The organism is Streptomyces sp. NPDC037054 (assembly GCF_055606745.1).
Genome location: NZ_JBVJSJ010000001.1, coordinates 1,081,395 through 1,098,664, shown reverse-complemented (window position 1 = coordinate 1,098,664; position 17,270 = coordinate 1,081,395). Strand labels below are relative to the sequence as shown.

18 protein-coding genes are annotated in these 17,270 nt (G+C 69.4%); 8 read left to right on the top strand and 10 right to left on the bottom strand.

The annotated features are described in order from the left end of the window. The first annotated feature begins 311 nt into the window (after nt 1-311). Nucleotides 312-1,232 carry an esterase/lipase family protein gene (locus ACZ7D7_RS04875; RefSeq protein WP_470822354.1) on the top strand — a complete coding sequence of 307 codons (921 nt, stop codon included), beginning with the start codon at nt 312-314 and terminating at the stop codon, nt 1,230-1,232. A gap of 12 nt (nt 1,233-1,244) precedes the next feature. On the opposite strand, the gene ACZ7D7_RS04870 is transcribed toward ACZ7D7_RS04875, so the two are convergent. Both ACZ7D7_RS04870 and ACZ7D7_RS04865 read right to left on the bottom strand, forming a co-directional pair. Then, a complete protein-coding gene (locus ACZ7D7_RS04870; protein ID WP_470822352.1) occupies nt 1,245-1,439 on the bottom strand; it encodes a DUF397 domain-containing protein in 195 nt (64 codons plus the stop codon). Then, nucleotides 1,436-2,221 (bottom strand): helix-turn-helix domain-containing protein, encoded by a 786-nt coding sequence (locus ACZ7D7_RS04865; protein WP_470822350.1) that lies wholly within the window; start codon nt 2,219-2,221, stop codon nt 1,436-1,438. The genes ACZ7D7_RS04870 and ACZ7D7_RS04865 overlap by 4 nt, the downstream gene beginning before the upstream one ends. A gap of 133 nt (nt 2,222-2,354) precedes the next feature. On the opposite strand from ACZ7D7_RS04865, the gene ACZ7D7_RS04860 reads away from it, so the two are divergent. The 3 genes from ACZ7D7_RS04860 to ACZ7D7_RS04850 all read left to right on the top strand — a co-directional run bounded on the left by ACZ7D7_RS04860 (nt 2,355) and on the right by ACZ7D7_RS04850 (nt 4,982). Then, nucleotides 2,355-2,753: an ATP-binding protein gene (locus ACZ7D7_RS04860; RefSeq protein WP_470822348.1), complete on the top strand. Its 399-nt coding sequence runs from the start codon at nt 2,355-2,357 to the stop codon at nt 2,751-2,753. A 251-nt stretch (nt 2,754-3,004) separates the two neighbouring features. Then, on the top strand, nt 3,005-3,967 hold the full coding sequence (locus ACZ7D7_RS04855; protein ID WP_470822346.1) for a glycoside hydrolase family 11 protein: 963 nt from the start codon (nt 3,005-3,007) through the stop codon (nt 3,965-3,967). Between the two features lie 37 nt (nt 3,968-4,004). Further along, on the top strand, nt 4,005-4,982 hold the full coding sequence (locus ACZ7D7_RS04850) for a polysaccharide deacetylase family protein (protein WP_470822344.1): 978 nt from the start codon (nt 4,005-4,007) through the stop codon (nt 4,980-4,982). Between the two features lie 80 nt (nt 4,983-5,062). On the opposite strand, the gene argS is transcribed toward ACZ7D7_RS04850, so the two are convergent. After that, nucleotides 5,063-6,817, bottom strand: coding sequence for an arginine--tRNA ligase (argS, locus tag ACZ7D7_RS04845; protein ID WP_470822343.1), 1,755 nt, complete (start codon nt 6,815-6,817; stop codon nt 5,063-5,065). Nucleotides 6,818-6,944: 127 nt separating this feature from the next. On the opposite strand from argS, the gene lysS reads away from it, so the two are divergent. After that, on the top strand, nt 6,945-8,687 hold the full coding sequence (gene lysS, locus ACZ7D7_RS04840) for a lysine--tRNA ligase (protein WP_470822341.1): 1,743 nt from the start codon (nt 6,945-6,947) through the stop codon (nt 8,685-8,687). Nucleotides 8,688-8,763: 76 nt separating this feature from the next. Here the strand turns inward: lysS and ACZ7D7_RS04835 are convergent, their stop codons facing one another. From ACZ7D7_RS04835 to ACZ7D7_RS04825, 3 genes are all read right to left on the bottom strand, one after another. Continuing rightward, a complete protein-coding gene (locus tag ACZ7D7_RS04835; RefSeq protein ID WP_470822339.1) occupies nt 8,764-10,149 on the bottom strand; it encodes a DUF2637 domain-containing protein in 1,386 nt (461 codons plus the stop codon). A gap of 150 nt (nt 10,150-10,299) precedes the next feature. After that, nucleotides 10,300-11,181, bottom strand: coding sequence for a DUF3558 family protein (locus tag ACZ7D7_RS04830; protein ID WP_470822337.1), 882 nt, complete (start codon nt 11,179-11,181; stop codon nt 10,300-10,302). 119 nt (nt 11,182-11,300) lie between these two features. Beyond that, complete coding sequence (locus ACZ7D7_RS04825; protein ID WP_470822336.1) at nt 11,301-12,176, bottom strand: DUF3558 domain-containing protein; 876 nt, start codon at nt 12,174-12,176, stop codon at nt 11,301-11,303. Nucleotides 12,177-12,371: 195 nt separating this feature from the next. Here ACZ7D7_RS04825 and ACZ7D7_RS04820 point away from each other — a divergent pair, with 195 nt between their 5' ends. Further along, nucleotides 12,372-13,565 (top strand): RtcB family protein, encoded by a 1,194-nt coding sequence (locus ACZ7D7_RS04820; RefSeq protein ID WP_470822334.1) that lies wholly within the window; start codon nt 12,372-12,374, stop codon nt 13,563-13,565. A 38-nt stretch (nt 13,566-13,603) separates the two neighbouring features. On the opposite strand, the gene ACZ7D7_RS04815 is transcribed toward ACZ7D7_RS04820, so the two are convergent. From ACZ7D7_RS04815 to ACZ7D7_RS04800, 4 genes are all read right to left on the bottom strand, one after another. Then, the gene (locus ACZ7D7_RS04815; RefSeq protein WP_470822333.1) at nt 13,604-14,392 is read right to left on the bottom strand and encodes an LAGLIDADG family homing endonuclease; all 789 of its coding nucleotides are present in this window, start codon (nt 14,390-14,392) and stop codon (nt 13,604-13,606) included. A gap of 211 nt (nt 14,393-14,603) precedes the next feature. After that, nucleotides 14,604-14,852, bottom strand: a complete 249-nt coding sequence (locus ACZ7D7_RS04810; RefSeq protein WP_470822473.1) for a hypothetical protein — start codon at nt 14,850-14,852, stop codon at nt 14,604-14,606. Beyond that, entirely contained in the window at nt 14,756-15,532 is a 777-nt protein-coding gene (locus ACZ7D7_RS04805) for an SDR family NAD(P)-dependent oxidoreductase (RefSeq protein WP_470822331.1), read from the bottom strand. The genes ACZ7D7_RS04810 and ACZ7D7_RS04805 overlap by 97 nt, the downstream gene beginning before the upstream one ends. Nucleotides 15,533-15,628: 96 nt before the next feature. Next, nucleotides 15,629-15,967, bottom strand: a complete 339-nt coding sequence (locus ACZ7D7_RS04800) for a YnfA family protein (RefSeq protein WP_279550894.1) — start codon at nt 15,965-15,967, stop codon at nt 15,629-15,631. Nucleotides 15,968-16,172: 205 nt separating this feature from the next. Here ACZ7D7_RS04800 and ACZ7D7_RS04795 point away from each other — a divergent pair, with 205 nt between their 5' ends. Beyond that, complete coding sequence (locus ACZ7D7_RS04795; RefSeq protein WP_470822472.1) at nt 16,173-16,676, top strand: hypothetical protein; 504 nt, start codon at nt 16,173-16,175, stop codon at nt 16,674-16,676. Beyond that, nucleotides 16,660-17,223: a MarR family transcriptional regulator gene (locus ACZ7D7_RS04790; RefSeq protein WP_470822330.1), complete on the top strand. Its 564-nt coding sequence runs from the start codon at nt 16,660-16,662 to the stop codon at nt 17,221-17,223. The genes ACZ7D7_RS04795 and ACZ7D7_RS04790 overlap by 17 nt, the downstream gene beginning before the upstream one ends. Nucleotides 17,224-17,270 lie beyond the last annotated feature (47 nt).

Below are 17,270 nucleotides of genomic sequence, written 5' to 3'. Positions count from 1 at the left end.
ACGGAACGTGCGGGCGGCGCGAAGCCAACCACGGCGACCAGGGCCGCCCCGACCGCACTGGTCGCCCTCAGAACCGCGGACAGGCGGGCGGACCTGCGCTGAAGCTGATGCTCGGCGTGGCCCTGCGTCGGTCTGTCGGCGCCACTGGCCGCAACCCCCATGTGTCCCCCGCCTCGCCGCCTCGCCGTCCTGTCACGCGTTTGCGTGACATGCCCCTCGCGAGTCCCGCGGCCTAGCCTCCCAGGGCACGGGTTCCCCGGGGAGGGTCCCCGCGCTGGAAGTACAGCCTGACGACTTGAAGGGGGCGGGCCATGCAAAGAGCCCGAAGTTCCACCACGCTGTTCCTCAGCGCACTTCTCGCCATGGCGATCGCGTTCGTGGCGGCCGCACCGGCGGACGCCGCGCCGAGCCGGGCGAACGGCCGCGGCAAAGTGATCTTCGTGCACGGCTTCGACCCGTGGGGCCCGGCGGCGACCAACTGCAACGAGTACTGGTCAAGCGCGATCAGCTACTTCAAGTCCAAGGGGTACACGGACAGTCAGCTGAGGACGTACAGCTACTACGCGAACGAGGGCGGGTCGAATGGCTGTACTTGGAGGTACAAGGACTCGCGCGGCCACTACGGCACGCGTGGTACGTCTCTCACGGACATAGCCAGGAGTTTCGCCAACCGCGTCTACAACTCCTACTCCAGCGGCCCGTATGGCGGCCAGAAGGTCGACGTGGTCGCCCATTCCATGGGTGGCCTCGTGGTGCGTGCCGCGCTGTACCACGTCAAGAGGGGCACCTCCGGCTTCCCGCCGTACCTCTACATCGAGGACGTGGTCACCCTCGGCACTCCGCACAATGGGGCGGACAGCGCTCAGCTTGCACTGTGCAACGCCAACTACTTTTCTCCCACGCAGTGCAAGCAAATGGCCAGGGGCAGCACCTTCCTGGACGGCCTTCCCCTGACTCCCAGCCAGTCGGCCATGGGAACGGACTGGACCGTGGCGTCGTCCTATGACGACGACACGGTCTCCGAAAGTTCCGGAGTCTGGATCAACGCGCAGCACAAGATCCAGTACGACGGCAGCGGAAACGACGCGATCAGTCACTCCGCCCTGAAGAGCCGCACGTACGGCGAGATTCGGGCCCGGGTCAAGAACGGCGGTTCGTGGTCGTCCTTCGCCCCGAGGTCGTCACCGGTCAGGAAGGCGTACCTGGGCGTGTACTACAAGTCCACGCACTGACCTTGCCGTCCTTCACCGCCCGGACGACGCGCGTGCCGTCCGGGCGGTGAAGGCGAGCCAACTGGCCGGCGTGACCGTGAGGACGGGGCCGGTGGGGTTCTTCGAGTCGCGGATGTGGATGGTTTGGGGGGTGCGGGCGACTTCCACACACTCGCCGCCCTCGCTGCCGCTGTAGCTCGACTTGAACCACTGAAGCGCGGTGCTCATAGCTCTCCAAGCAGACGGTCCAGCAGGCCCAGGGACTCGTGGGTGGTGAGAGCCTGCGTCCGCAGCATCGCATATTTGCGCGACAGGATGGACACCTCGTCGAGGTCGGAGACCCACTGACTGCCGCGCTGCCCTTCGATATAAGCCAAGTGCTGGTGATCGGGCGTTTCCAGCAGGACGAAGGGACCGTCGAGCCCGCCGTGCGCAGGGCTGTTCAGTGGCAGGAACTGGATTGTCACGTCCTGGAGTTCGGCGCACGCACGCAAAAGCCGCAGTTGTTCTCGACGGACCTCGGGCCCGCCCACACGCAGCAGCAACACCGGTTCCCACACTACGAAACTCAGCGTTGGTGGGCACTTGCGGCGCAGGATCTCGGTGCGCTCCATCCGCGCAGTTGTCTTCACCCCGATCTCGTCATCGTCGTAGGCGGGCACACGCTCGCGCAGCACGGCACGGGCGTAGGACTCGGTCTGAAGCAGGCCGGGCAAAACCTGGTTGGCATAGAACGACAGCGCCACCGCCTCCCGCTCATGCACCATGTACTGCTCGGCGTACAGCGGGAACTGGTCGATCTCCGGCAGGTTCTCCACCCCCGCCGCCAACAACCCCTTCGTGTCGAGGAGTTCGTCCAGCGACCGGGCGAGGTCGATCAGCAGGGAGCGTCTGCCCTGTTCGATCGACGCGATGGTCTCCTCGTCCACCATCGCCGCCTCGGCCAGGGAACGCTGGGTGTGTCCGGCCGCCTTGCGCGCTGTCTGCACCTGGGTGCCCAGCATCCGCATGGTCGACGTGTTCTTCCTTTGCCGAGGCAACTTTCGTGCCCCCTCCCGTGCCGACCCCGTAGAGGTCCGTACATGTCCCGAGTACGGGCTTACCCACTGATTCACCCTAGTGACTCTGCGCGACATTCGTCTCGTGAACGGCGTGAATGAACTCCCCTGCCAGCGCGATCAGTTCTTCCCCCGCGGGCGCAAGTCCGTGCCGGCGGCGCGGCGGTCGGCGTGGTGGGCGCTGAAGTACTGGGGGCTCGACCACTGGGACCGGGCCGACGACGTACTGCTGTGCGTCAGTGAACTGACGACCAACGCGCTGGTGCACGGCGTGCCGCCGGGGCGCCGTTTCCTGCTGCGCGTGCGGTACGACGGTCACGTCCTGCGCGTCGAGGTCCACGACAGCGGTGACGGCGTGCCCCGGATCGCGGACGACGCCGACGAGGGCGGGCGCGGGCTGCTGCTGGTGGGGGCGCTGGCCGACAAGTGGGGTGTCGGGGAGCGGTCGCCCGGCAAGGTCGTGTGGGCCGAGTTCGCCAAGTAGGCGACGGGAGCGAAACTTTCGTTAGAGGGTCGGAGTATTGTGATCTTGTGGTGGGGGTCGGGTTTCGTTGAAGATTTCAGACCCCTCCGCTCAGCCCGGGTGACCTGCTCAAATGGGCTTCCAGAGCGCCTCGTTGGCTCCCCGAACGTTTCGAAACTCGTGCCGAAACTGTTGACTGCGGGTGTGCGCAGCTCAACACTGGCGCCGCGCTGCACCCGCAATGCAGGCGTACACGAGGAGGAAGCACGGACATGAACGCGCTTGTTCGGCTGATGAGGAGAGGCTGGGCCGTCGGCCTCGCCTTCGTGGTCGCGTTGGCCCTGCCCGGCACCGCGAGCGCCGGGACGGTCGTCAACACGAACCAGACCGGCACCAACAACGGCTACTACTACTCGTTCTGGACCGACGCCCCGGGCACCGTCTCCATGGACATGGGCTCCGGCGGCCAGTACAGCACCCAGTGGCGCAACACCGGCAACTTCGTGGCCGGCAAGGGCTGGTCGACCGGCGGACGGCGGACGGTGTCGTACTCCGGCACCTTCAACCCGTCCGGCAACGCGTACCTGACGCTCTACGGCTGGTCGACCAACCCGCTCGTCGAGTACTACATCGTCGACAACTGGGGCACCTACCGGCCCACCGGCACCTTCAAGGGCACCGTCACCACCGACGGCGGCACGTACGACATCTACCAGACCACCCGGTACAACGCCCCGTCCATCGAGGGCAACAAGACCTTCAACCAGTACTGGAGCGTCCGGCAGCAGAAGCGGACCGGCGGCACCATCACGACCGGCAACCACTTCGACGCCTGGGCCCGCGCCGGCATGCAGCTCGGCACGATGAACTACATGATCATGGCCACCGAGGGCTACCAGAGCAGCGGCAGCTCCAACATCACCGTCGGCGGCACCGACGGCGGTGGCGGCGGTGGCGGTGGCGGCAGCACCGGATGCTCGGCCACCCTGTCCGCCGGTGAGAAGTGGAGCGACCGTTACAACCTCAACGTGGCGGTCAGCGGCGCCAGCAACTGGACCGTGACGATGAACGTGCCGTCCCCGGCCAAGGTGCTGTCCACCTGGAACGTCAGCGCCAGTTACCCCAGCAGCCAGACCCTCGTCGCCAAGCCCAACGGCAGCGGCAACAACTGGGGGGCCACCATCCAGGCCAACGGCAACTGGACCTGGCCGTCCGTGTCCTGCAGCGCAGGCTGACCCCGCATCCCGGCTCCGGCTGAAGGAACACTCCCCTATGAAGAAGAGAATCATGGCCGGGCTCGCCGTCGGCGCGACGGTGCTCGCCAGTGGCCTCACCGTCGGCGCCGCGCCCGCCCAGGGCGCCCCGGCCGCCGCCTGCAACGGCTACGTCGCCCTGACCTTCGACGACGGCCCGTCCGCCAGCACCCCCGGCCTCCTCACCACGCTGAAGGAGAACGGGCTGCGGGCCACCATGTTCAACCAGGGCAACTACGCCGCCGCCAACCCGTCCCTGGTCAAGGCGCAGGTCGACGCCGGGATGTGGGTCGGCAACCACAGCTACACCCACCCCCACATGACGCAGCTGAGCCAGGCCCAGATGGACTCCGAGATCTCCCGGACCCAGCAGGCCATCTCCAGTGCGGGCGGCGGCACGCCCAAGCTGTTCCGGCCGCCCTACGGCGAGACCAACTCCACCCTGAAGACGGTCGAGGCCAAGTACGGCCTCACCGAGGTCCTCTGGGACGTCGACTCGCAGGACTGGAACGGGGCCACCACCGACGCGATCGTGCAGGCCGCGTCGCGCCTCACCAACGGCCAGATCATGCTGATGCACGACTGGTCGGCCAACAGCCGCGCCGCCCTGCCCCGCATCGCCCAGGGACTCGCGAGCCGGGGCCTGTGCACCGGCATGATCTCGCCCTCCACCGGGCGGGCCGTCGCCCCCGACGGCAGCGGCGGCGGAGGCGGTGGCGGAGGCGGCAGCACCGGGTGCACCGCCACCCTGTCCGCCGGGCAGTCCTGGAGCGACCGGTACAACCTCAACGTCTCGGTCAGCGGCTCCAGCACCTGGACCGTCACGATGAACGTGCCGTCCCCGGCCAAGGTGCTGAACACCTGGAACATCAGCGCCAGTTACCCCAGCAGCCAGACCCTCGTCGCCAAGCCCAACGGCAGCGGCAACAACTGGGGCGTCACCATCCAGCACAACGGGAACCGGACCTGGCCGACCGTGTCCTGCAGCGTGAGCTGAGACAGCTGAGAAAGCCGTGGGCGGCGCACGACCGGGGAACCGGTCACGCGCCGCCCACCGGCGTACGTCAGCCGCGTACGTCAGAGACGCTCGGGCGTCCTGATGCCCAGCAGCGCCATGCCCTTGTGCAGCGTCCGCGCCGTCATGTCGCACAGGAACAGCCGGTTCTCCACCTGCTCGGCCGACTCGGCCTTCAGCACCGGGCACTTGTCGTAGAACGACGTGTAGAGCGACGCCAGCTGGTACAGGTACGCGGCCAGCTTGTGCGGGGCGTACTCCGCCGCCGCCTCGAAGACCGTGTCCCCGAACGCGTCCACGTGCAGGCCCAACGCCCGCTCCGCCGGGGCCAGTTCCAGCTCCGGGTGCGCGGCCGGCCTCGCCTCGCCCGCCTTGCGCAGGATCGACTGGATCCGGGCGTACGCGTACTGGAGGTACACGCTCGTGTCGCCGTTCAGCGACACCATCTGGTCCAGGTCGAACTTGTAGTCCCGGCTCGGCGACGTCGACAGGTCCGCGTACTTCACGGCGCCGATGCCGACCTGCGCGGCCCGCTCCTGGATCTCGTCCTCGGTGAGGTCCTGCGCCTTCTCCCGCACGACCTCGGCGGCCCGCTGCACGGCCTCGTCCAGCAGGTCCTCCAGCCGGACCGTCTCGCCCTCACGCGTCTTGAACGGCTTGCCGTCCGCGCCGAGCACCGTGCCGTAGCCCATGTTGTGCGCGGTGACGTGCTCGGTCAGCCAGCCCGCCCGCCGGGCCGTCTCGAAGACCATCTTGAAGTGCAGCGACTGCCGGACGTCCACCACGTACAGCAGCGTCGTCGCGTGCAGGTCGAAGACGCGGTTCCGGATCGCCGACAGGTCGGAGGCCGCGTAGCCGAAGCCGCCGTCCGCCTTCTGCACGATCAGCGGGACCGGCTGGTCGTCCTTGCCGCGGATCTCGTCGAAGAAGACGACGAGCGCGCCCTCGGAGCGCACGGCGACACCGGACTCCTCCAGCAGCCGCGCCGTCTCCGCCATCATGTCGTTGTACGCGGACTCGCCGACGATCTCCTCGTCGCGGATCTCCATGTCCAGCTTCTCGAAGACCGAGTAGAAGTAGACCTTCGACTCGTCCACGAACTGCTGCCACAGCTCCAGGGTCTCCTTGTCGCCGGACTGGAGGGCGACGACCCTCTTGCGCGCCCGCTCCTTGAACTCGTCGTCCGAGTCGAAGAGCACGCGCGAGGCCTTGTAGACCCGGTTCAGGTTGCTCATCGCCTGCTCGCCGTCGACCTCGGAGGCCGGGGCCAGCTCGCCCGGGTGCTCCATCAGGTACTGGATGAGCATGCCGAACTGGGTGCCCCAGTCGCCGATGTGGTGCCGGCCGATCGTCCGCTCGCCCGTGAAGTCGAGCATGCCCCGCAGGGCGTCGCCGATCACCGCGGACCGCAGGTGGCCGACGTGCATCTCCTTCGCCACGTTCGGCTGCGCGTAGTCCACGACCGTCACGCCGGGCTCCGCCTTCGGCGGCACACCGAGGCGGTCGGTGTCGGCGTACCGGGCGGCGAGGTTCTCCGTGATCGCCCGGTCCGTGACCGTGATGTTCAGGAAGCCCGGCCCGGAGACCTCGACGTCCTTGATCACGTCACCGGTGACGATGTTGCCGACGACCCGCGCCGCCAGCTCCCGCGGGTTCGCCTTCGCCTGCTTCGCCAGCGCCAGCACGCCGTTCGCCTGGAAATCGGCCCGGTCACTGCGTCGCAGCAGGGGGTCCGCGGAGGTCTCCGGCAGGGCGGCGGAGATCGCGGAGGTGAGCTGCTGTTCGACGGAGTCGCTGAGGGACGTGACCGGAGCCATAGGAGTGGGTGCCGTTCTCCTCGTGGGAATCGATGGGCCCCGCCAGTATCCCACGGGGGGTAAAGCCGTTTTTCCGGCCGCCCGCGGGTCTGTGACAATGGAGCCTCACCCGTTCAGAAAGAAGGACGTGCCGATCGTGGCTCAGAGCACCGAGACCACCGACTGGGTCTCCCGTTTCGCGGATGAGGTCATCGAGGAGTCGGAGCGTCGGGCCCCGGGCAAACCGGTCGTCGTCGCGTCCGGACTCTCTCCGTCCGGCCCCATCCACCTGGGCAACCTCCGCGAGGTCATGACCCCGCACCTCGTCGCCGACGAGATCCGCCGCCGCGGCCACCAGGTCCGGCACCTGATCTCCTGGGACGACTACGACCGCTACCGCAAGGTGCCCAAGGGCATCGCCGGGGTCGACGAGGACGCCTGGGCCGAGCACATCGGCAAGCCGCTCACCTCCGTCCCCGCGCCGAAGGGCTCCGCCCACCCGAACTGGGCCGAGCACTTCAAGGCCGAGATGATCGCGTCGCTGGCCGCGCTGGGCGTCGAGTTCGACGGCATCAGCCAGACCGAGCAGTACACCTCCGGCGTGTACCGCGAGCAGATCCTGCACGCCATGAAGCACCGCGGCGACATCGACGCCGTACTCGCCCAGTACCGCACCAAGAAGGCCCCCGCCAAGAAGCAGCAGAAGCCCCTCGACGAGGCCGAGCTGGAGGCCGCCGAGGGCTCGGGCGCCGCGAGCGAGGACGACGGCTCCCTCGGCGCCGCCGGCTACTTCCCGTACAAGCCGTACTGCGGCAACTGCGAGAAGGACCTCACCACCGTCACCGCCTACGACGACGACTCCACCGAGCTGACGTACGCCTGCACCGCGTGCGGCTTCTCCGAGACCGTCCGGCTCAGCGAGTTCAACCGCGGCAAGCTCGTCTGGAAGGTCGACTGGCCCATGCGCTGGGCCTACGAGGGCGTGATCTTCGAGCCCAGCGGCGTCGACCACTCCTCGCCCGGCTCCAGCTTCCAGGTCGGCGGGCAGATCGTCGGCATCTTCGGCGGCAAGCAGCCCATCGGCCCCATGTACGCCTTCGTCGGCATCAGCGGCATGGCCAAGATGTCGTCCTCGCGCGGCGGCGTGCCCACCCCCGCCGACGCGCTGAAGATCATGGAGCCGCAGCTGCTGCGCTGGCTGTACGCCCGCCGCCGCCCCAACCAGTCCTTCAAGATCGCCTTCGACCAGGAGATCCAGCGGCTCTACGACGAGTGGGACCGCCTCGACGCCAAGGTCGCCGACGGCACCGCCCTGCCCGCCGACGTCGCCGCACACGCGCGTGCCGTCGGCACCGCCGCCGGTGAGCTGCCGAAGACGCCCAGGCCGCTGCCGTACCGCACGCTCGCCTCCGTCGCCGACATCACCGCCGGCCACGAGGACCAGGCGCTGCGCATCCTCAGCGAACTCGACCCCGAGCAGCCGCTCGGCTCCCTCGACGAGGCACGGCCCCGGTTCGACAAGGCCGAGGCGTGGATCAACACCCACGTCCCCGCCGACCAGCGCACCATCGTGCGCGACGAACCCGACCACGAACTGCTCAAGTCCCTCGACGAGGCCTCCCAGCAGTCCCTGCGCCTGCTGCTCGACGGGCTCGCCGACCACTGGTCGCTCGACGGACTGACCCACCTCGTCTACGGCGTGCCGAAGGTCCAGGCCGGATTCTCCGCCGACGCTACGCCCAAGGAACTGCCCGCGGAGATCAAGACCGCCCAGCGGACCTTCTTCGCACTGCTCTACCACCTGCTCGTCGGCCGCGACACCGGCCCGCGCCTGCCCACGCTGCTGCTCGCGGTCGGACAGGACCGGGTGCGGGCCCTGCTCGGGGAGTAGACACGCCGGACACGACGGAGGGGGCGCCCGGTTACCGCCGGGCGCCCCCTCCGTTCGTGTCCTACCGGTCGGCGGGTCAGGCGATGTGGTCCTCTTCCAGCTCCGCCGAGTGACGCTTCTGGAAGCGCTCCACGAGGGACTTCAGCTCACCCGGGCTCAGCGTCGTGCCGTAGGTCGCCTGAATGTTGTCGCCGAGCACGCGGGGCGTGGGGTAACTGCCGTCTATCGACTGGCGGAACACCTGGTAGTACGCCTCGTCGTCCGGCTCCGGAGAACCACCGCCCTCGCCCAGCTCGCGCGTGCGGCCCGGGCCCGCCGGGACCGGGAAGGTGCCGGTGTCCTCCGGCGACGGCTCCGGGGCGGCGGGCTCACCGAACGGCTCCCGCTCGTACCGCTCCCGCGCCACGGGCTCCTCGTACCGCTCCTGCTCGGCCTGGAACTGCTCCGCCTGGTACTGCTCCGCCTGGTACTGCTCCGCCTGGTACTGCTCGTACTGCTGCTGCTCCTCGTACCACTGGGCGTACTGCTCGGCCGGGTCGTACGTCGGGTCGTAGCCGCCCTGGTACTCCACCTCGCGCGGCACGAACCACGGGCTGTGCTCCTCCGGCTCCTGGTCCGGCCCCTGCCCCTCGGGCCCCGCGTCCGGGCCGCCGAGCAGTTCGGGGCGCTGCCGCGCGGGCGGCGCCGCGGCGTTCCGCTGCGACGAGGGCTGGGCCTGGGCCGACTGGGCGTGGGCCGGCTGGGGCTGCGGCGGCGGGGGGATCAGCGCCGGCTCTATGCCCGCCGCCGCCAGGCCCGCCGGGGCCGTGTCCGCCAGCGGCACCCCGTACCGCGCCAGACGCAGCGGCATCAGCGACTCCACCGGCGCCTTGCGGCGCCAGGCCCGGCCGAACCGGGAACGCAGCCGCGCCTGGTAGACCAGGCGTTCCTGCTCCAGCTTGATGACCTGCTCGTAGGAACGCAGCTCCCACAGCTTCATCCGACGCCACAGCAGGAACGTCGGCACCGGAGAAAGGATCCAGCGCGTGAGGCGGACACCCTCCATGTGCTTGTCCGCCGTGATGTCGGCGATCCGGCCGATCGCGTGCCGCGCCGCCTCCACCGACACCACGAACAGGATCGGGATCACCCCGTGCATGCCGACGCCCAGCGGGTCCGGCCAGGCCGCCGCGCCGTTGAACGCGATCGTCGCCGCCGTCAGCAGCCACGCCGTCTGCCGCAGCAGCGGGAACGGGATGCGGATCCAGGTGAGGAGGAGGTCCAGGGCGAGCAGGACGCAGATGCCCGCGTCGATGCCGATCGGGAAGACGTAACTGAACTGCCCGAAGCCCTTCTTGAGGGCGAGCTCGCGCACGGCCGAGTACGACCCCGCGAAGCCGATGCCGGCGATGATGACGGCACCGAAGACGACCACGCCGATGAGAATCCGGTGCGTCCGTGTCAGCTGCAGTGGCGCGGCCACCTGTACTCCCCTCCCCTTGCGTGCGGTGTGCGCGCAACAGAGTGGCACATGTGTGCGGCGAACGCGTTGCCGGGACGGGCGGAGCCCGGCCCACGAGAGGACCGGGCTCCGTCAATACGTCCCGAGGCGGGGCGAGTTGGCGAATCGCCCTCAGCTCTTGCCCGCGGGCGCCTCCGAGGACCGGGCCTGGGCCGCCTTCGACGCGGACGCCGAGGCCGACGGGCTCTTCGCGCCCTTCGACGGCGAACCGCTCGCCGAGCCGCCGTCGCCCGCGTCCGGCTCGTTCGCGTCCGCCACCGAGGCCACGGCCTCCTTGGCCGCCTTCTGCGCCGACTTCACCATCGTGTCCACGTCCGGCGTCTTCTCGCCCGCGAGACCGGCGCCGTTGTAGTCCACTGTCACGACGACGTTCTCGACGCGCGCCACGACCGTCTGCTGCTTGAAGGTGCCTTCCTTCTTCTTCAGGCCGTAGCGCACCGTCGTCGCCTCGTCGCCGATCCCGGACGCAGGCTCGGACTTGACGTCCTTCGCGCCGTCCGCGGCCTGCGCGTCCTGGACCTGCTTCTCGTAGTACTTCTTCGCCAGGTCGTCGCCAGCGCCGCGCGTCACGTCGGACTCGAAGCGCAGCAGCGACACGTTCAGCCAGCGGAACTGCGAGCCCTTCACGCCGTTGTTGTCCAGGCTGCTCCAGGAGCAGGAGCCGCGCGTGGTCACGTCGTCCGACTTGCCTTCCTTGCCGGACTTGTCGGCCTTCGGGACGAGGTCCTCCAGCGTGTCCTTCTTCAGGACGTCACACGACTCGGGCAGCTTCGCGAACGCCGCCGCACGCACGGTCGGGGACGGGCTCGCCGACTTCGACGCCGCGGCCGAGGCGCTCTTGTCCCCGTCGCCGGAGCCGGAGTCGGAGGAGCAGGCCGTGGCGACCAGCATCACGGGGACGGCGGCCGCGCGGACAAGGACGCGGTTGAGGCGCTTCGCTCGCTGGTCTCGCTGGTCTCGCTGTGCTCGTCGCTGCATGGTTCCTTCACTCATGACGCTCGTGGTTCCTGCCGGTCGGAACGGGTCCGAGGGGTCACGGTACGCGGTGAGCCGAGTGCGGTCTCCCCGTTCCGGAGCTTTCCGGAGCGGCGTGAAGGAGCCGTGAAAGGGGGTCAGTCGGACAGCGAGTCGTCGAGCTGCGCGGCCAGTTTCCGGGCCCTGTCCTGCATTTCCTCGCTGTCCGGGACGACGCCGACGGTCGCCGGCTGCTCCGCGTACTCGATCGTCACGATGACGTTGGACGTGCGGAACGCCACAGTCACCGTCCGCTGCTCGGCCGTCGAACCGGAGCTGCTGAGCACGTCGTCGAGGAACGCGTCGTCGCCCAGGTCCTCCAGGACGCGGGGCTGGAGATCGGAGGGCGAGGCGGAGGGGGAGCCGGACGGGGACGAGGAACCGGACGCGGAGCCGGAGGCGGAGGGCGAGCCGGAAGGGGAGGGCGAAGTGGAGGACGCCTCCCCGCCGTCGTTCCCGCCCTTGCCGGTGCTCTCGCTCTGGCCGGCGCCCGGTTCGTCCGTGACGGACTCCGTCGCGGTCGGCGCCGGAAGGTCCGCCGCCTCCCGCCGCACCGCGAACAGGGTCTCGGCCTCGCTGTCGTCGCTCACGGCGTTGTCGTACGACACCACCCGCTCGAAGTCGACGAGGAGGTGGTCGGTGGCGTCCGTCGACTCGACCTTCCAACGGCAGCCCACCTTGCGGTCGGTGTCGTACGTGAGCGTCGCCTCGCCCGCGTAGGCCCGTTCGCGTTGTTCCGCGTCGGCGATCTGCTGGATGCCGGGCAGCAGGGAGTCGAGGGTGTCCTGGCTGACGACGCCGCAGGGTTCGGGGAGGGTGCGGTACTTGCCGGGCTCGGCGGTGGCGGTCGCGGTGCCGGCGTCGCCGGGGTTGGAGCCGTCCGAGGTCGCGCCGTCCCCGGAACCGCCGGTGCAGGCGGTCAGCAGGGCCGCGAGGAGGGCGGCGACGCCGGTTACGTACGCCTTCCGCTGCACGGTCGGCTCCTCTCCACGGTTTGCTGGTCCTCCAGTGTCCCCGCTGGTTATTCGCTTGCCGCGCGGGGGCGCCCACTGGAGACAATGTGTATCGCACGCACTGCCGTGAACGCCGGTCCGCTGTCCTATTCGTCGACCTTGGCGCCGGTTTTGCGATTCTGGGCTTCTGTTTGTTTCCGGGGGAATGAGGACGAGATGTCGTACGTGGAGATGCCGGGCGCGAAGGTACCGATCCGGATGTGGACGGACCCGGCGACGGTCGAGGAGGGCGCGCTCCAGCAACTGCGGAACGTGGCGACCCTGCCGTGGATCAAGGGCCTCGCCGTGATGCCGGACGTGCACTACGGCAAGGGTGCGACGGTCGGCTCGGTCATCGCGATGCGGGGCGCGGTGTGCCCGGCGGCGGTGGGCGTGGACATCGGCTGCGGAATGTCGGCGGTGAAGACGTCCCTGACGGCGAACGACCTCCCGGGCGACCTGTCCCGCCTGCGCTCGAAGATCGAGCAGGCGATTCCGGTGGGGCGGGGGATGCATGACGCGCCGGTCGACCCGGGCCGGTTCCACGGGCTGTCCACCGCCGGGTGGGACGACTTCTGGGGGCGCTTCGACGGGGTCGCGGAGGCGGTGAAGTTCCGTGAGGAGCGGGCGGCGAAGCAGATGGGGACGCTTGGCTCGGGCAACCACTACATCGAACTTTTGTTTGATTCTGAGGGTGTCGTGTGGCTCACGTTGCACTCCGGTTCGCGCAACATCGGCAAGGAACTCGCCGAGCACCACATCGGTGTCGCGCAGAAGCTGCCGCACAACCAGGGCCTGGTCGACCGTGACCTCGCCGTGTTCGTCGCGGACACCCCGCAGATGGCGGCGTACCGCAACGACCTGTTCTGGGCCCAGGAGTACGCGAAGTACAACCGCACCATCATGATGGCACTCCTGAAGGACGTGATCCGCAAGGAGTTCAAGAAGGCGAAGCCGACGTTCGAGCCGGAGATCTCCTGCCACCACAATTACGTGGCGGAGGAGCGCTACGAAGGCATGGACCTGCTCGTCACCCGCAAGGGCGCGATCCGGGCTGGCGTCGGGGAGTACGGGATCATTCCCGGTTCGATGGGTACGAGTTCGTACATCGTGAAGGGTCTCGGCAACGAGAAGGCCTTCAACTCGGCGTCGCACGGCGCCGGTCGGCGGATGAGCCGCAACGCGGCGAAGCGGCGGTTCACGACGAAGGACCTGGAGGAGCAGACGCGGGGCGTGGAGTGCCGCAAGGACTCCGGCGTCGTGGACGAGATCCCGGCCGCGTACAAGCCGATCGAGCAGGTCATCGACCAGCAGCGGGACCTCGTTGAGGTCGTGGCGAAGCTGAAGCAGTTCGTCTGCGTGAAAGGTTGACGAGACAGGGCCCCGGCAGGAGCCGGGGCCCGCGCTGCTCAGAGGCCGGCGGGCCTGGGGACTTGTCCGCTGCGCAGACGCCAGAGCCGGAGGCTGCAGCTCTGTGCGGTCCTTCCGAGGGCTGCGGCAGCCGAGGCCGGACTGTTGTGTTTCAGCAGGATTCGGTCTTCCTCCTCGCTCCAGCGGCGGGTCGTGTAAGCGGCCCTCATGGTGATGGGCCGTGTCCATGAGGCGAGTGAGTCCGCTGCCTCTTGCTTGCGCTGCAAGGAGAGACAGCCGGGATAGTAGAGATGAGCGGCCAGTTGTTGTCCCGCTGCCATGAGGTAGAGGACGTTGTAGATGTCGTCCCGGGCGTTGCGGTTGAGGGCCCGCGCGGCTCCGGTCACTTCTTTGGCGTAGTTGCACAAGAACGTGCCGACAGGCGTGCTGGCGGTAGTGAGGGAGACGAAGGGAAACCCTTTGCTGGTGTACCCGACTGAGCCATCGGCGTCGATGATGCCCCGCAGATAGTCCCTGCGTGAGAACTCGACGCGCGGCGGGGCGATTGAGTGCGATTTGCGGCCATAGGGCAGGCCGAGTTGGTTGAGCTTGGTCCTGGCTTCGAGCGAGCTCAGGGTCCAGACGACGGAGTGCGCGGTCTCGGCGAAGTTGGTGGACCGGGTGCGTGCCCGGATGCTGCTGTAGTAGGGCGTCAACTCCTGGAACCTACAAAGGATTTCGATGTCCTTCGCGCTGATCTCGACGGTCAGACGTCCTTTTTGGCCGGGTCCTTTGGCCAGGTGTCCATCCGCCTGCAAGAAGCCGAACATGTACGCGTACTCGGGCACTGTGAGGTCCATGAACCGGTGCCCGATAGGGTCGCAGCCAGCCACAGGGAAGCTCCACTTCCTTGTTGGTCAGGCCCTCGGGTGGGACCGGCATCCCGGCCGAGGGCCGTCGTTTTGATGGTGTGGCTGCGAGCCTAGGTCGGCAGTTCGCCTGCCGTTCGGGTGATCGACGGCATTCAACCTTGTGGGTGACGACGGCCTTCGGCGTCGGTCATTTTGCGTGGGTCACCGCGTAGATCATGACGAAGGCGACGATGTGGATGCCGAAGAGGAAGTAGCCGAGGTACCACCACATGTAGCGTTCGTTCTTCTTTTCCTCCGTCAGGCGGCGCTGTTCGCGTGACGAGGGGTCCGGGGGCGTCATCAGGGCTCCCTGTGGACCTTGGTGTTCGAGGCCTGGGCGCGGGGGCGGACCACGAGGAGGTCGACGTTGACGTGGGCCGGGCGGGTCACCGCCCAGGTGATCGTGTCGGCGACGTCGTCCGCGGTGAGGGGTTCGGCGACGCCCTCGTAGACCTTCTCCGCCCGGTCCCGGTCGCCGCCGAAGCGGGTCAGGGCGAACTCCTCGGTCTTGACCATGCCGGGCGCGATCTCGATGACGCGGACCGGGCGGCCGACGATCTCCAGGCGGAGGGTCTCGGCGAGGACGCGGGCGCCGTGCTTGGCGGCGACGTAGCCCGCGCCGCCCTCGTACGTGGCGTGGCCGGCGGTGGAGGAGACGACCACGACCGTGCCGTCGCCGCTCGCCTCCAGCTTGGGCAGCAGGGCCTGGGTGAGGTTCAGGGTGCCGATGACGTTCGTCTCGTACATCCGGCGCCAGTCGTCGGGGTCGCCGGTCGCGACCGGGTCGGCGCCGAGTGCGCCGCCCGCGTTGTTCACCAGCACGCCGATCGTCTTGAAGGCGGTGGCGAACTCGTCGACCGCCGCGCGGTCCGTGACGTCCAGCGGGTACGCCGTCGCCTTGTGGCCCGCCGCGTTGATCTCCTCGGCGAGCGCCTCGATGCGGTCCTTGCGGCGGGCGGTGAGGACGACGCGGTAGCCGGCCGCCGCGAGCTGCCGGGCCGTGGCGGCGCCGATTCCGCTGCTCGCGCCGGTGACGACGGCGATGCGGGAGGCGGCGGACGGTGCGGCGGTGGCCATGGGCTGCTCCGGATTCGTGTCCCGATTCGTACGACTGGTCGCCGCCAAGCGTAAGTCAGCCGTCCCGAGTCGTGAGTGCGTCTTCCGGGTCGTGAGTCAGCCGCCGTTGCGCGGAGCCCACATGATCAGGGCCATTCCGGCCAGGCAGACCAGCGCGCCCGCGATGTCCCAGCGGTCGGGCCGGTAGCCGTCGGCCACCACGCCCCACAGGATCGAACCGGCGACGAAGATCCCGCCGTACGCGGCGAGGACGCGGCCGAAGTGGGCGTCGGGCTGGAAGGTGGCGACGAAGCCGTACGCGCCGAGCGCGAGGACGCCGCCCGCGGCCCACAGCCAGCCGCGGTGTTCGCGCACGCCCTGCCAGACCAGCCAGGCGCCGCCGATCTCGAAGAGCGCGGCGACGGCGAAGAGGGCTGCGGAGCGGAGGATCAGCATGCGGGTCAGCCTCGCACGGGGGTGACGGGACGGACGGCGTCACCTGTTGGACGGCGCCTGCCCGGGCCGTCGCGTGGGATACATCCCCGTACGACTCGGATGCGTCCCCGTACGTCCCAGTGCAGTGAGGAGTGGTCCAGTGGTTCCGGTGGTCCTGGTGGACGGCGGCGGTGTCCGCAGTGGTGGGGCGGGTGGCGCGCGAAGGGTGCGCGGGTGGCGGCGGGGTGTGGTGGGCGGTGTGCTGCCGGCCCTGGTCGCCGCGGCCGTCGGAGCCGGCTCGGGTGTCGCCGGGGCGGCGGGTGCGGCGGCTGCCGCCGGTGGTGTTCCCGAGGCCGACCTCGCGTATCACGGCATGGCCGTGATGTCCGGCGGCACGATGGACGTCGGGATCATCCCGGTCAATCACGGTCCCTCGGCGGTGGCGGACGCGACGGTGCGGCTGCGCTGGTCGGCGCCGCTCGCGGACCGGCAGGAGCTGCCGGAGGGCTGCGCGCGCACGGGGACGCGGGTGGTGCTGTGCCGGACGGGGTCGCTGCCCGCCGACGGGGTGGGGGAGCGGACGGATTTGCGGGTGCGGCTGCGGGAGGCGCCGTCGGAGGTGCTGCTGGAGCTGAGCACGGTGTGGGGCGGGGGAGCGGTGGACCGCAACCGCGTCAACGACCGGCAGCGGGTCCTCGTCCTGGACACGGGGGATGGGTACCACTTCTGACGCCGCGGGCGGCGCGCGGGCCCGGCTGCTGGAGGAGCTGGCCGTGGCCTCGCGGCGTTCGATGGCGTCGGCCGCGCTGTTCGGCCAGGCCGTGGCCGACCGGCTCGGGCTGCATCCGACCGACCTCCAGTGTCTGAACGTCCTGACGCTGGAGGACGGCCCCGTGCCGACGAGCCGGGTCGCGGCGCTGACGGGGCTGACGATCGGGTCGGCGACGCGGCTGGTCGACCGGCTGGAGCGGGCCGGGTACGTGGTGCGGCGGCGGGACGACCGGGACCGGCGGCGGGTGATGGTGGCGGCGGTGCCGGAGAAGGCGGCCGAGTTCCGCCGGGTGTGGGAGCGGCTGAACGGCGGTCTCGGCACCCTCTTCGACGATCTGGACGACGCCGAGCTGGGACTGGTGGTGACGCAGCTGCGCCGGGCGGCGGACTTCCACGGGGAGCTGGTGGCCCGGCTGCGGGCGGAAGACCACGGGCGGGACAATGCGGGCGGAGCGACCGGGCTGGGTGGCGTGGGCGGTGCGGCCGGGCGGGGTGGCGCGGGATGACGCGGGCGGAATAACCCCGGGAGGCGGGCCGTTCTGGAGGTATAGTT

Coding starts and splice junctions, on each gene's coding strand:
- ACZ7D7_RS04865 (WP_470822350.1), bottom strand. CDS start 2,221: ATGCGGATGCTGGGCACCCAGGTGCAGACAGCGCGCAAGGCGGCCGGA.
- ACZ7D7_RS04830 (WP_470822337.1), bottom strand. CDS start 11,181: ATGAGTGAAGGAACCATGCAGCGACGAGCACAGCGAGACCAGCGAGAC.
- ACZ7D7_RS04790 (WP_470822330.1), top strand. CDS start 16,660: ATGGGTACCACTTCTGACGCCGCGGGCGGCGCGCGGGCCCGGCTGCTG.
- ACZ7D7_RS04800 (WP_279550894.1), bottom strand. CDS start 15,967: ATGCTGATCCTCCGCTCCGCAGCCCTCTTCGCCGTCGCCGCGCTCTTC.
- ACZ7D7_RS04820 (WP_470822334.1), top strand. CDS start 12,372: ATGTCGTACGTGGAGATGCCGGGCGCGAAGGTACCGATCCGGATGTGG.
- ACZ7D7_RS04805 (WP_470822331.1), bottom strand. CDS start 15,532: ATGGCCACCGCCGCACCGTCCGCCGCCTCCCGCATCGCCGTCGTCACC.
- ACZ7D7_RS04870 (WP_470822352.1), bottom strand. CDS start 1,439: ATGAGCACCGCGCTTCAGTGGTTCAAGTCGAGCTACAGCGGCAGCGAG.
- argS (WP_470822343.1), bottom strand. CDS start 6,817: ATGGCTCCGGTCACGTCCCTCAGCGACTCCGTCGAACAGCAGCTCACC.
- ACZ7D7_RS04875 (WP_470822354.1), top strand. CDS start 312: ATGCAAAGAGCCCGAAGTTCCACCACGCTGTTCCTCAGCGCACTTCTC.
- ACZ7D7_RS04855 (WP_470822346.1), top strand. CDS start 3,005: ATGAACGCGCTTGTTCGGCTGATGAGGAGAGGCTGGGCCGTCGGCCTC.
- ACZ7D7_RS04850 (WP_470822344.1), top strand. CDS start 4,005: ATGAAGAAGAGAATCATGGCCGGGCTCGCCGTCGGCGCGACGGTGCTC.